Raw genomic sequence first — 12,433 nt, 5'->3', positions numbered from 1 at the left:
ATGTAGTCAACGGAGCGCTTGAGTCGAGGCACAAGCCGCGACCGATGTGGAATTTCGATTCTGTTGACAGGATCATAGAGAAATACTAGAACAAATAAAGAACATTTTCGCTGTGGATTTAAACCGCTCACTGCCCACTCGCAGCAGTGGATGGGATAAGGTGGCTTTTAATTGGAATTTGAACGCCGCGGCGGCGCGGCAGTAAGGTGAGTGTCATGGCTGGTAGCGTCAACAAGGTCATTCTGATCGGCAATCTTGGTGCCGATCCCGAAATTCGCCGGACCCAGGACGGCCGGCCGATCGCCAATCTTCGCATTGCGACTTCGGAAAGCTGGCGCGACAAGAACAGCGGCGAGCGCAAGGAAAAGACCGAATGGCATTCGGTCGTCATCTTCAACGAGGGCCTCTGCAAGGTTGCCGAGCAGTATCTGAAAAAGGGCTCGACCGTATATGTCGAGGGCCAGCTCCAGACGCGCAAGTGGCAGGACCAGACCGGCAATGACCGTTACTCGACGGAAGTCGTGCTGCAGGGCTTCAACGGCAACTTGACCATGCTTGGCGGTCGGGGCGATGGCGCCTCCCGCGGTGGCGATATGGGCGGTGCCGATTACGGCGGCGGCGGCGGCGGTTATGACGGCGGCTACAGTGCTCCGGCCCCCTCGCGCGGCGGCTCCTCCGGTGGCGCAAGCCGCGGCGGCAGCGCACCCTCGGGCGGTTTCTCGCGCGATCTCGACGACGACATCCCGTTCTGAGACGGCGAATTTTCGTCGAGCGGAAACACATAATCGGATTTTCTGGACGCCCTGCTCATGCGGGGCGTTTTCAGTTTTGCGCCCTCAATCTTTCAGATCGTCTCGCAGCCGTTGGACGTCTGCCGCGATGGGCAAGGCCTTTTCGGCGCGCGACAGCGCCAGTGCGGCCTGCCGTCTGGCCGCTGCGCGAAAGTCTTCGCTTCCCCGCCGTATCAGGGCAGCAAGACTTTTCTGCAGGCGCAGCTGGACCTCGACCTGTGCTGCACCGTCGCGGGCAATCGTCATGAAGGCATCTTCGAAGAGGTCGTCGGCGGCCAGGGCCGGAACAAAGACACGGGGGAATTGTGGCTCCTGATCTTCAGCCGGTTCCGACCATTGGCTGAGCAGTCGGGTGGCTCGCCCGATGACGTCGATCGCAGTGCCCGGATCGTTCACCGCCGGAGACAGGGCGCGCTGTGCGGTCTCGCTCAGCACGACCAGTCCAAAGCGCGGATCCTGATCGAAACTGCGTTCGTTTCCGATGGTCACGGACTGTCGCGTCACATCCTCCGGCTCCATATCCTCATGCGGTTCCGCTTTGGGCGCATCCAGATAGGCGATCTTGGTGTCGCGATAGACGAAGGCGCCGGGATTGACCAGCAGATGGATCTCGCCGTCGATGCTTTCGGCCAGACTGGAAAGCGCCTGCATATCGATATGCCGGACGTATCCGATTGCTCCGGCCTCGACCGGGATCATGTCTGCGAACGTCGTATGGCTGCCGGGCGCCAATGGCTTTCCACCGAGATAGGGGTTTTGCCGCCGGGCGTCGATGGCACGAGCCGCCGCCTCCTCGATACGCCCCGTTGTTTCACCGACCCGGCCGAGCTTGGTCAGATGGTCGATCCAGCGCAGCAACTGGAAGACGATGAGTGCGATCACCCCGATCGTAACGACGAACAGGATGACGCGGCCCTTGTCGCCATAGGCGCCGGTCTGCAGCACCACGATGCCGACGATGCCATAGAGGAACGAGCCGACGAATGTCGAAAGCACGTTCTGCGTCATGCGGTCCTCGACCAGCAGGGTCGTCGCGCGCGGCGTGACATTGCTGGTTGCCGAGGCATAGGCCGATGTCATCGCGCTCAACGAAAAGGTTGTCACGGCCAGCATGCTGGAGGCGATGATGTTGAGGATCGTGTCGACGGAGTCCGCTTTGATTGATCCGGGAATCTCGAACGGCACGAACCGTTCGGCGACCGTCGCCAGGACCGCCGCCAGCACGCCGATCGCGCCGATTGCGGATGCACGCACCCATAGGCGCCGACTGAATTGTTTGAGAATGAATCGCCAGCGGCTGGAGATGGCTGGTTCGTGTGTCATGACGGTTTCCTCAGCCGATGAAGGCAGACTTCACCCCGTCAACGACGAACTGAACAGAAAGTGCCGCAAGAAGAACGCCGAGCAGGCGTGTCAGCAAGGCTCGTCCTGTCACACCGAGGAAGCGGTTGAGCCGTTCGGCCAGATAAAGCGAGACGAGAACGAGGCCGAGTACCACGCCGATGACCGCGATCAGCTGCAGCTTGCCGATCCATCCCTCCATCGTGCCTGATATCAGGACCGTCGCCGAAATCGCCCCGGGGCCGGCGATCAGCGGGATGGCGAGCGGAAAGACGGCGAGGTTGTGGATGTGGTCCTTGGTGATGGCATCACCCGTCGTCTTCTCTTTCCGCTCGTTGCGTTTCTCGAAGATCATCTCGAAGGCGATGGCAAACAGCATCAATCCACCGGCGATGCGGAAGGCGCCCATGGAAATGCCGAGCGCGCCGAGAATTGTGGCGCCGAACAACGCAAAGACGGTAAGGATGGCGAAACCCATGACCGAGCCGCGAATGGCAACCTGCTGGCGCTGCGCCCGTGTCATGCCCTGAGTGAGGCCGAGGAAGAGCGGCGCCAGGCCCGGCGGATCGACGGTGACCAGAAGGGTGGTGAGCGCGCTGATCATCGTATCGGTCACGGCCATGGCGTGTCTTGCTCCTATGCGAGCGCCCATAAAGCCGAAGCCTTGGTGGCCTTGCAAGGCTGGCCCCCAAGATATTGACGAAAATGCCTTTCCCACGCCGTAAAAGCCTGTTTATAACCGGGCTCGAAATTGGCGCTTTCGCGCGTGTTCCGCTATAGATTTCCCAGTGATTCCGAACAGAGATCGTGACCTGATTTGACTGAGCAAAGCACTCCCGGCGGCGGCAAGTTCCCGCAAGGCATTGAGCCTATTTCCATCATGGAGGAAATGCAGCGGTCCTATCTCGATTACGCGATGAGCGTGATCGTGAGCCGCGCACTTCCCGACGTGCGTGACGGGCTCAAGCCCGTGCACCGCCGCATCCTTTACGGGATGAATGAGCTCGGGCTCGACTGGAACAAGAAATACGTCAAGAGCGCCCGCGTCACCGGTGACGTCATGGGTAAGTATCACCCGCATGGCGACTCCGCGATCTACGACGCGCTGGCCCGAATGGCCCAGCCATGGTCGCTGCGCATGCCGCTCATCGACGGCCAGGGCAATTTCGGCTCGGTCGACGGTGACCCGCCGGCAGCTCAGCGTTACACGGAATGCCGTCTCCAGAAGGTCTCGCACGCGCTGCTCGACGACCTCGACAAGGAGACGGTCGACTTCCGCGACAACTACGACGGCACCATGTCGGAACCGGTCGTGGTTCCCGCCAAGTTCCCGAACTTGCTGGTCAACGGCGCGGGCGGTATCGCCGTCGGCATGGCCACCAACATCCCGCCGCACAACCTCGTCGAAGTCCTGGACGGCTGCACGGCGCTCATCGACAATCCGGCGATCGAGCTGCCGGAACTGATGCAGATCATCCCGGGTCCTGACTTCCCGACAGGCGCCATGATCCTCGGCCGTTCGGGCATCCGCTCGGCCTATGAGACCGGCCGTGGCTCGGTCGTCCAGCGCGGTGTCGCGCGTGTCGAGCCGATGCGCGGCGATCGCGAACAGATCATCATCACCGAGATCCCCTATCAGGTGAACAAGGCGACGATGATCGAGAAGATGGCCGAACTCGTGCGCGAAAAGCGCATCGAGGGCATCTCCGATCTTCGCGACGAATCCGACCGCGACGGCTACCGTGTCGTCATCGAGCTGAAGCGTGACGCCGTCGCCGACGTCGTTCTGAACCAGCTTTACCGGTATACGCCGCTGCAGACCTCGTTTGGCTGCAACATGGTTGCCCTGAATGGCGGCAAGCCGGAACAGCTGACGCTGCTCGACATGCTGCGGGCCTTCGTTCACTTCCGCGAGGAAGTCGTCAGCCGCCGCACCAAGTATCTGCTGCGCAAGTCGCGCGACCGCGCCCATGTCTTGGTCGGTCTTGCGATCGCAGTCGCCAATATCGACGAGATCATCGCGCTGATCCGCAAGGCGCCGGATCCGGCAACCGCGCGCGAACAGTTGATGACCCGCCGCTGGCCGGCCAAGGACGTGGAATCGTTGATCCGTCTGATCGATGATCCGCGCCACCGGATCAACGATGACCTGACCTATAATCTCTCGGAAGAGCAGGCTCGCGCCATCCTCGAGCTGCGTCTCGCCCGCTTGACGGCCCTGGGTCGCGATGAAATCGACGAGGAACTGAACAAGATCGGCGCTGAGATCTCGGATTATCTCGACATCCTCTCTTCCCGGGTTCGCATTCAGCAAATCGTCAAGGATGAATTCACCGCCATCCGCGACGAATTCGGCACCCCGCGTCGCACACAGATCGTCGAAGGCGGTCCGGATATGGACGACGAGGACCTGATCGCCCGTGAAGACATGGTCGTCACCGTGTCGCATGCCGGCTATATCAAGCGCGTGCCGCTCGCCACCTATCGGGCGCAGCGTCGCGGCGGCAAGGGCCGCTCGGGCATGACGATGAAGGATGAGGATTTCGCAACCCGCCTCTTCGTTGCCAACACCCACACGCCAGTTCTCTTCTTCTCCTCGCGTGGCATCGTCTACAAGGAAAAGGTCTGGCGTCTGCCGATCGGGACCCCGACATCGCGCGGCAAGGCCATGATCAACATGTTCCCGCTGGAGCCCGGCGAGCGCATCACGTCGATCATGCCGCTGCCCGAAGACGAGACCAGCTGGGCAAACCTCGACGTCATGTTCTCGACGACCCGCGGTACGGTTCGCCGCAACAAGCTTTCCGACTTCATCCAGGTCAACCGCAATGGCAAGATCGCGATGAAGCTCGAGGAAGAGGGCGACCAGATCCTCGGCGTCGAGACCTGCACCGAACATGACGACGTCCTGTTGACGACGGCACTCGGCCAGGCGATCCGTTTCCCGGTCGATGAAGTGCGCGTCTTTGCGGGCCGCAACTCGATCGGCGTTCGTGGCATGACCATGGCCGATGGCGACCGCCTGATTTCGATGACGATCCTTGCACATGTCGATGCCGAACCCTGGCAGCGTGCGGCCTATCTCAAGCGTTCGGCCGCCGACCGCCGCGCCATGGGTGTCGATGAGGAAGACATCGCATTGGTCGGCGAGGAAGTTGGCGCCGAAGGCGAATTGACGGAAGAGCGTTATCAGGAGCTGAAGGCCCGCGAGCAGTTCGTGCTCACGATCTCCGAAAAGGGCTACGGCAAGCGCTCCTCCTCCTATGACTTCCGCACCTCCGGTCGCGGCGGCAAGGGTATACGCGCCACCGACACCTCCAAGACTACGGAAATCGGTGAACTGGTCGCGGCTTTCCCGGTCGAGGAGACCGATCAGCTCATGCTGGTGTCCGACGGCGGTCAGCTAATCCGCGTGCCGGTCAACGGCATCCGCATTGCGAGCCGCGCGACAAAGGGCGTGACGATCTTCTCGACGGCCAAGGATGAGAAGGTCGTGTCGGTCGAACGGATCAACGAGCCGGAAGCCGATGAAGAAGTCACCGAAGCCGTAGACGGCGTCGAAGTCATCGAGGGCGAGGCGATTGCCGCACCGGCCCCCGAGGCAGACGGCGAAACCCCGACGGAATGATCGAGGACCGGCTCCATAAGGGCCGGTTTTCATGACAAGCCTGACAAACGAAAAGCCCGCCGGACATTGTCCGAGCGGGCTTTTTGCTGGAGGTATGCATCAAGTTCGATGCGGTCTTGTTTTTGGGCCGGTGTGTGGATCCACCGACTGCGACCGCTTGGGATCGGTCTCAGAAAGCCTTGCGGCGTTCCATCATGGCCCGGAAATCATCGTCTTCGCGCTTCAGAGCCGCAATCGCCGAGACGACCGAGGCAACGAACATGCCGCTGATCAGAGCAGCCAGAACCGATAGGGTGATAAACATGGCGTTTCCTTTCTTTCTCAGCGTGGTGTTGCGTTTCTAGCGGCGAAGGTCCGATTGCAGATTAATGGCCGAAGCTATGGTATCGAGCCGTCATCGGCGGGCCGTAGAAAGCAGCGTCACCGCTGTCCTTGATGTAGAAGGTTGCGGAGGTGGCAACCATGGCAGTCATCATCATCATCCACACGAGGTTGATCAGGGTAACTTTGTCATGCATTGCTTTAGTCCTTTGAATGCCGGCATTCACAGCCGTAAAATGTTTGCGTGCGGAAATAGTTCCCGCACAGTGTAGGAAGATGTTTACCAGCGCCCCCCTGAAGTCCTCTTGAACACGCCGTTCATCTGCCGTTCATCTTCGTACCGGATTTGCAACGCCTCCCACTGATCCCGAACCACCATCAGCCCGAGTTCGACGAGAAGTGATGCGGCGATGGCGGAGGCGATCAGAAGGACCAGCATGGGAACGACCTTGAGAATGGTGTGTTCGAGTGACGGTACCGTTCTAGGGACGTGCTGCTGAAGCGACTTTGAATGGGGCATTCATCTACCGTTCAGCGCTGGAATCCCGTCTTTCCGGAACGCAATCCTGATGCTTGCATGATGGGACAGTGCTTGCGATATCGGCCCTTCCGTGACAAAAGGCGGTCGAAACCAACCAACGGGTTCTCATGGCGACCGCATTCTATCCAGGCTCATTCGATCCGATGACCAACGGGCACCTCGACGTGCTCGTTCAGGCGCTGAACATCGTCGACCGTCTGGTCGTGGCGATCGGAACGCATCCGGGCAAGACGCCGCTCTTTACCTATGAGCAGCGCGCCGATCTGATCCGCGCATCGCTGGCTGAGGTCCTGCCGGGCCGGGCAGGGGATCTCGACGTCGTGTCGTTCGCGGATCTCGCCGTTGATGCCGCCCGCCGGCATGGTGCGCGTATCATGGTGCGTGGACTGCGCGACGGCACGGATTTCGATTATGAGATGCAGCTTGTCGGGATGAATGCCAGCATGGCACCGGAACTTCAGACCGTCTTCCTGCCGGCGGCAACCGCCTCGCGGCCCATAACCGCCACATTGGTTCGTCAGATCGCGGCCATGGGTGGGGATGTCGCCCCCTTCGTGCCGGCCCCGGTGCTGGCCGCCCTCAATTCCAGACACGGCCGTTGAGCCGCAATTATTGATAAAGGGAGTGATCATGAAGCTTGTCCAATTCGCAACCGCATTCCTGCTGGCCGTCGCCGGATTCGGTTCCGCCCAGGCCCAGTCCAACGAGGACTTCCTCACCATTCAGCTCAAGGACGGCCCGGTCGTTATCCAGCTCATGCCCGACGTCGCACCGAAGCATGTCGCCCAGATCAAGGATCTCGCCGCCAAGGGTGAATACGACAACGTCGCCTTTCACCGCGTCATCGAGGGTTTCATGGCCCAGACCGGTGATGTGCAGTTCGGCGACATGGAAAATGGTTTCGAGCCAGGACGCGCAGGCACCGGTGGCTCCAGCCTGCCGGACATTGAGGCCGAATTCTCGAACGTTCCCTTCGAAAAGGGCACGGTCGGCATGGCTCGCAGCCAGGATCCGAACTCCGCCAACTCGCAGTTCTTCATCATGTTCGCCGAAGGCGGCTTCCTGAACGGCCAATACACGGTCGTCGGCAAGGTCGTGGCCGGCATGGAATATGTCGACAAGATCAAGCGTGGCGAAGGCGGCAACGGCGAAGTCACCGATCCCGACCGCATGGTCAAGGTTACCGTCGGCCGCAACTGAAATCTATCGGGCATCAGCCCCAACCAAGGAGAACCCCCATGGCCGAGATCAAGGATCCGGAAAACACCATCCTGATGGAAACCACCAAGGGTAAGGTCGTCATCGCGCTCTTCCCCGACCTGGCCCCCGGCCATGTCGCCCGCATCAAGGAATTGTCGCGCGAAGGTGCCTATGACGGCGTCGTGTTCCACCGCGTCATCCCCGATTTCATGGCCCAGACGGGCGACGTGAAGTTCGGCAAGAAGGGCGGGGCCGACTTCAACCCTGGCCGTGCCGGCATGGGCGGCTCGGATAAGCCCGACCTCAAGGCTGAATTCTCGGCCACCCCGCATGTGCGCGGCACCTGCTCCATGGCCCGCTCGCAGAGCCCGAACTCGGCCAACTCGCAGTTCTTCGTCTGCTTCACCGATGCCCCGTGGCTCAACAAGCAGTACTCCGTCTGGGGCCAGGTCATCGAAGGCATGGACATCATCGACCAGATCAAGAAGGGCGAGCCCGTCTCCGACCCCGATTCGATCCTGTCGATGAAGGTTGCCGCCGACGCCTGATCGGCTTAAAGCCAAACGAAGCCCGCCTCGGTGCGCAGCACCCGGGCGGGTTTTCGCGTTTAGACCCGCCATCCAGACCCGAACGAACAGCAATGCGTGTAGACCTTTTCGACTTCGACCTGCCGGACGACCATATCGCACTGCGGCCTGCAAGCCCGCGTGACCATGCGCGTTTCCTGGTGGTTCGCCCGGATGCCGAACCGGTTCTCGAAGATCACCACGTCTACGACCTGCCGTCCTTCCTGAAACCGGGTGACGCCCTCGTCTTCAACGACACCAAGGTCATCCCGGCACAGCTCGAAGGCATCCGCCACCGCGAGGGTGCCGAAGAGCTCGCTGTCTCCTGCACGCTGCACATGCGCGTCGGTGCTTCCAGATGGAAGGCCTTTGCCAGGCCCGGCAAGCGCATCAAGCCGGGCGACCGCATCGACTTTGGTGTAGGGCAGGGCGACAGCGCCGCCTGCCTTCTCGGCTCTCTCGTTGCGACCGTCGCAGAGAAGGGCGAGGCGGGCGAAATAGACCTCGCCTTCGACCTCTCCGGGCCGGACCTCGACCAGGCGATCGCCACCGTCGGTCACATTCCGCTCCCGCCCTATATCGCTGCCAAGCGGCCGGAAGACGGACAGGACCGCACGGACTATCAGACGATCTACGCCCGCGAGGAGGGCGCGGTCGCGGCCCCGACTGCCGGCCTGCATTTCACGCCCGATCTCTTCGCCAAACTCGACGCCGCCGGCATCGAGCGCCATTTCGTCACCCTGCATGTCGGCGCTGGCACCTTCCTGCCGGTGAAGGCGGATGATACCGCCGACCACAAGATGCACCAGGAAATCGGCCATATCGACGCAATCACGGCTGCCGCACTCAATGCCGTGCATGCGCGCGGCAACCGCATCATCGCCGTCGGCACCACGTCGCTCCGCCTGCTCGAAAGTGCCGCCGAGGAGAATGGCCATATTCCCGCCTGGTCGGGCGCGACCGGCATCTTCATCACGCCCGGCTACCGCTTCAAGGCGGTCGACATGCTGATGACCAATTTCCACCTGCCCAAATCCACGCTCTTCATGCTGGTATCCGCCTTTGCCGGTCTCGACACGATGCGGGCCGCTTACGCCCACGCCATCGAATCCGGCTACCGCTTCTACTCCTATGGCGATTCCAGCCTGCTCTTCCGGAAAGACGACTGACCGATGTCCGAGAATTTCACGTTCAATCTGAAGGCCACCAGCGGCAAGGCCCGCCTCGGTGAGATCACCATGCCGCGCGGCACGATCCGCACGCCGGCCTTCATGCCTGTTGGTACCGTCGGCACGGTCAAGGCCATGTATCTCGACCAGGTGAAGGAAGGCGGCGCCGACATCATCCTCGGCAATACCTACCATCTGATGCTGCGCCCCGGCCCGGAACGCGTTGCCCGCCTCGGCGGTCTGCATGAACTCATCCGCTGGCCCGGCCCGATCTTGACCGATTCGGGCGGCTTCCAGGTCATGTCGCTCTCGGGCCTGCGCAAGCTCGACGAGCAGGGCGTGACCTTCAAGAGCCATGTCGACGGCTCGCTCCACCACATGTCGCCGGAACGCTCGATCGAGATCCAGGGCCTGCTCGACAGTGACATCCAGATGCAGCTCGACGAATGCGTGGCGCTGCCCAACGAGCCCCGCGAGATCGAACGTGCCATGGAACTGTCGCTGCGATGGGCCGAACGTTGCCGCGTCGCCTTCGGCAACCAGCCGGGCAAGGCCATGTTTGGCATCGTCCAAGGCGGCGACCAGCCGGCGCTTCGCATCCGCTCGGCCGAAGGCCTGAAGCAACTGGACCTCAAGGGTTATTCGATCGGCGGTCTCGCCGTCGGCGAACCCCAGGCCGTCATGCTCGACATGCTGCGCATCACACTGCCGGTTCTGCCCACGGAAAAGCCGCGTTACCTGATGGGCGTCGGAACACCCGACGACATGCTTAAATCGGTCGCCGAAGGCATCGACATGTTCGACTGCGTCATGCCGACCCGTTCCGGCCGCCATGGCCTCGCCTTCACCCGGCGCGGCAAGGTCAACATTCGCAACGCCCGCCATGCCGAAGACACGCGCCCGCTCGACGAACAGTCATCCTGCCCGGCGACCCGCGATTACTCGCGCGCCTATCTGCATCACCTCGTGCGCTCCAACGAGGCGCTTGGCGGCATGCTCTTGTCGTGGAACAATCTGAGCTACTATCAGGAACTGATGCAGGGCATCCGCCAAGCGATCGCCGAGAACCGCTTCGAAGACTTCAAGGCTGAAACCATAGAAACCTGGGCACGCGGCGACATCGATCCGGTGTGATCGAAGGCAAAGGGCAGGGCGCGCCTATCGCCCTGATCTGTCCTCAGATCCCCTGGCTGTTGGTCTCGCGCATCATGCGCACGCCATTGATGGCAAACTGGCCGTTACGCTGCCGCTTCAGCTCGTAGTAGACCGCCCAGTCCTTGCCATCAGGCGCCGAGATCAGCACCTCCTGATAGGCGACGGTGCCGTCGGGCGACACCTGATTGCGTCCAAATGCATAATTGCCGGGACGATAGACCGGCGCATAGGTTTTCTTCACCATCTCGAAGAAGCGTTCTGCATTCGGAAAGACCGACTTGATCTCCGGCGATGCGAAGGAATAGGCAGTCGTCGCGTCATCATTGAGGAAAGCGGTGATCTGCTGCTCGATCACGTCCTTTGCCAGTCCAGCGGCCCCGGTGCCTGTTTCCTGCTGGGCGAGGGCCGGGGCAGTGACAATGCCGGCCATGAGAAACAGGGCAATTCCAATCCGCATGCGCATCATCATCCCCTTCGTTTAGGAAGTCCGAAACAACAGGATAGGACGATTCTCTCCGTCGGGAAGGCCCTGTGACCGTTTGATGTCACAGATCGCGAGATCGTGAGCGAAAGTCGCTTTTTTCCAAACCAGATAGTTGGTCAGTACGCCACTGGGTACAGATTGAAGAAAATGCCGATGTGGCAGCACAATTCCGCCGCGCACAGCCCATGGGGGGCGGAGCACCACGGAATTCCACGAGCTTCCTGATGATTGACGGCATACTCCACTGGACGACGGAGCACAAAAGTCCGGACGGCGCCTTGCGCCAGCGGACAAATGGCGGGAAGGAGCCTGGTTGGCCTTCTGCCCGATGTCATCGACTGCGGACAGACGGCAAAGCCCGTGATGCGGCCCGTGGTCCCTTGCCCAAGCCTCAAATATTGCTAGAAGGTTTTCATGCCTCCGAAAACTCAGCGGATCCCTTGAGCATGCGTCTCTTCCTCGGATCCGATTTCCACGTCGACTACCAGCAGAACCTGGATTGGTTGCGCGCGCTATCGCGAGCCGATTTCACGGACGACGTCCTGATCGTTGCGGGCGATCTCTCCGACCGGCTCGATCTCGTGAAATCCTGTTTCGACGAAATCGTGCCGCGTTACAAGAAACTCCTCTTCCTCCCTGGCAATCACGACCTCTGGACGTCGCGCAGCGGGAAGGGGCCATCCTTCGATAAATTCGAGACGCTGAACACGCTCTGCCACGGCTACGGCATCGAGACCGGACCGCTTGCAGTCGGCCAGACCCTGATCGTCCCATTGCTTGCCTGGTATGATTATTCCTTCGGTGAACCCGGACCTAGCATCCGCCGCGGCTGGATGGATTTTTACAAATGCAATTGGCAAGGTCTCACACCGCCGGATGTCGCGGCCCGGTTCGACGCGATGAACGTAATCCCGGAGACTTCAGGCTTTAACGCCGTCTACAGCGTCTCGCATTTCGTGCCGCGCCTCGACCTGATGCCGGTCCGTTACCCGGAAAAACACAAGGCGCTGTTTCCGGTGCTGGGCACCGAAAGGCTCGAAGCCCAGATCCGCCGCCTTGGTTCATCGAAGCATTTCTACGGACACAGCCATCTGAACCGCAACAAGCTGATTGACGGCGTGACCTACATCAACAACGCCTTCGGCTATCCGTCGGAGACAGAGATCTCGGCCAAGACAATTCTGCATGTCGCTGATCTCTGATGGTCGTGGGAAAGGCCATCCTCGTTGTTATCAAC

14 protein-coding genes are annotated in these 12,433 nt (G+C 61.0%); 8 read left to right on the top strand and 6 right to left on the bottom strand.

Going from position 1 to position 12,433, the window contains the following annotated elements:
• The first annotated feature begins 215 nt into the window (after positions 1–215).
• Complete coding sequence (locus tag E9677_RS10975) at positions 216–752, top strand: single-stranded DNA-binding protein (RefSeq protein WP_136558162.1); 537 nt, start codon at positions 216–218, stop codon at positions 750–752.
• A gap of 84 nt (positions 753–836) precedes the next feature.
• On the opposite strand, the gene E9677_RS10970 is transcribed toward E9677_RS10975, so the two are convergent.
• Complete coding sequence (locus E9677_RS10970; RefSeq protein WP_136558161.1) at positions 837–2,114, bottom strand: DUF2254 domain-containing protein; 1,278 nt, start codon at positions 2,112–2,114, stop codon at positions 837–839.
• 10 nt (positions 2,115–2,124) lie between these two features.
• Positions 2,125–2,754, bottom strand: a complete 630-nt coding sequence (locus E9677_RS10965) for a MarC family protein (RefSeq protein WP_136558160.1) — start codon at positions 2,752–2,754, stop codon at positions 2,125–2,127.
• A gap of 195 nt (positions 2,755–2,949) precedes the next feature.
• Here E9677_RS10965 and gyrA point away from each other — a divergent pair, with 195 nt between their 5' ends.
• Positions 2,950–5,760, top strand: coding sequence for a DNA gyrase subunit A (gyrA, locus tag E9677_RS10960; protein WP_136558159.1), 2,811 nt, complete (start codon positions 2,950–2,952; stop codon positions 5,758–5,760).
• 169 nt (positions 5,761–5,929) lie between these two features.
• Here the strand turns inward: gyrA and E9677_RS25725 are convergent, their stop codons facing one another.
• The 3 genes from E9677_RS25725 to E9677_RS25165 form a co-directional block, all read right to left on the bottom strand.
• Positions 5,930–6,064 (bottom strand): hypothetical protein, encoded by a 135-nt coding sequence (locus tag E9677_RS25725; RefSeq protein ID WP_267499031.1) that lies wholly within the window; start codon positions 6,062–6,064, stop codon positions 5,930–5,932.
• A gap of 61 nt (positions 6,065–6,125) precedes the next feature.
• Complete coding sequence (locus E9677_RS25170) at positions 6,126–6,278, bottom strand: hypothetical protein (protein WP_162760091.1); 153 nt, start codon at positions 6,276–6,278, stop codon at positions 6,126–6,128.
• An 83-nt stretch (positions 6,279–6,361) separates the two neighbouring features.
• A complete protein-coding gene (locus E9677_RS25165) occupies positions 6,362–6,520 on the bottom strand; it encodes a hypothetical protein (RefSeq protein WP_168801193.1) in 159 nt (52 codons plus the stop codon).
• Positions 6,521–6,729: 209 nt separating this feature from the next.
• Between E9677_RS25165 and coaD the strand changes: the two genes are divergently transcribed.
• The 5 genes from coaD (at position 6,730) to tgt (ending at position 10,691) form a co-directional block, all read left to right on the top strand.
• On the top strand, positions 6,730–7,224 hold the full coding sequence (coaD, locus tag E9677_RS10955; RefSeq protein ID WP_136558158.1) for a pantetheine-phosphate adenylyltransferase: 495 nt from the start codon (positions 6,730–6,732) through the stop codon (positions 7,222–7,224).
• A 28-nt stretch (positions 7,225–7,252) separates the two neighbouring features.
• Positions 7,253–7,822: a peptidylprolyl isomerase gene (locus E9677_RS10950; RefSeq protein ID WP_136558157.1), complete on the top strand. Its 570-nt coding sequence runs from the start codon at positions 7,253–7,255 to the stop codon at positions 7,820–7,822.
• Positions 7,823–7,860: 38 nt separating this feature from the next.
• Positions 7,861–8,370 carry a peptidylprolyl isomerase gene (locus E9677_RS10945; RefSeq protein WP_136558156.1) on the top strand — a complete coding sequence of 170 codons (510 nt, stop codon included), beginning with the start codon at positions 7,861–7,863 and terminating at the stop codon, positions 8,368–8,370.
• Between the two features lie 92 nt (positions 8,371–8,462).
• A complete protein-coding gene (gene queA, locus E9677_RS10940) occupies positions 8,463–9,557 on the top strand; it encodes a tRNA preQ1(34) S-adenosylmethionine ribosyltransferase-isomerase QueA (RefSeq protein WP_136558155.1) in 1,095 nt (364 codons plus the stop codon).
• 3 nt (positions 9,558–9,560) lie between these two features.
• A complete protein-coding gene (tgt, locus tag E9677_RS10935; RefSeq protein ID WP_136558154.1) occupies positions 9,561–10,691 on the top strand; it encodes a tRNA guanosine(34) transglycosylase Tgt in 1,131 nt (376 codons plus the stop codon).
• Between the two features lie 43 nt (positions 10,692–10,734).
• Here the strand turns inward: tgt and E9677_RS10930 are convergent, their stop codons facing one another.
• Complete coding sequence (locus E9677_RS10930; protein ID WP_235882929.1) at positions 10,735–11,175, bottom strand: DUF4864 domain-containing protein; 441 nt, start codon at positions 11,173–11,175, stop codon at positions 10,735–10,737.
• Positions 11,176–11,642: 467 nt separating this feature from the next.
• On the opposite strand from E9677_RS10930, the gene E9677_RS10925 reads away from it, so the two are divergent.
• Positions 11,643–12,398: a metallophosphoesterase gene (locus E9677_RS10925; RefSeq protein ID WP_136558152.1), complete on the top strand. Its 756-nt coding sequence runs from the start codon at positions 11,643–11,645 to the stop codon at positions 12,396–12,398.
• The last annotated feature ends 35 nt before the right edge of the window (positions 12,399–12,433 follow it).

The sequence above is a fragment of the Peteryoungia rhizophila genome, assembly GCF_004912145.1.
In the GTDB taxonomy this organism is placed as follows: Bacteria; Pseudomonadota; Alphaproteobacteria; order Rhizobiales; family Rhizobiaceae; genus Allorhizobium; species Allorhizobium rhizophilum.
This window is presented reverse-complemented; position numbering and strand designations above follow the sequence as displayed.

Coding starts and splice junctions, on each gene's coding strand:
- E9677_RS10975 (WP_136558162.1), top strand. CDS start 216: ATGGCTGGTAGCGTCAACAAGGTCATTCTGATCGGCAATCTTGGTGCC.
- E9677_RS10970 (WP_136558161.1), bottom strand. CDS start 2,114: ATGACACACGAACCAGCCATCTCCAGCCGCTGGCGATTCATTCTCAAA.
- E9677_RS10965 (WP_136558160.1), bottom strand. CDS start 2,754: ATGGCCGTGACCGATACGATGATCAGCGCGCTCACCACCCTTCTGGTC.
- E9677_RS25725 (WP_267499031.1), bottom strand. CDS start 6,064: ATGTTTATCACCCTATCGGTTCTGGCTGCTCTGATCAGCGGCATGTTC.
- E9677_RS25170 (WP_162760091.1), bottom strand. CDS start 6,278: ATGCATGACAAAGTTACCCTGATCAACCTCGTGTGGATGATGATGATG.
- E9677_RS25165 (WP_168801193.1), bottom strand. CDS start 6,520: ATGCTGGTCCTTCTGATCGCCTCCGCCATCGCCGCATCACTTCTCGTC.
- coaD (WP_136558158.1), top strand. CDS start 6,730: ATGGCGACCGCATTCTATCCAGGCTCATTCGATCCGATGACCAACGGG.
- E9677_RS10950 (WP_136558157.1), top strand. CDS start 7,253: ATGAAGCTTGTCCAATTCGCAACCGCATTCCTGCTGGCCGTCGCCGGA.
- E9677_RS10945 (WP_136558156.1), top strand. CDS start 7,861: ATGGCCGAGATCAAGGATCCGGAAAACACCATCCTGATGGAAACCACC.
- queA (WP_136558155.1), top strand. CDS start 8,463: ATGCGTGTAGACCTTTTCGACTTCGACCTGCCGGACGACCATATCGCA.
- tgt (WP_136558154.1), top strand. CDS start 9,561: ATGTCCGAGAATTTCACGTTCAATCTGAAGGCCACCAGCGGCAAGGCC.
- E9677_RS10930 (WP_235882929.1), bottom strand. CDS start 11,175: ATGCGCATGCGGATTGGAATTGCCCTGTTTCTCATGGCCGGCATTGTC.
- E9677_RS10925 (WP_136558152.1), top strand. CDS start 11,643: ATGCGTCTCTTCCTCGGATCCGATTTCCACGTCGACTACCAGCAGAAC.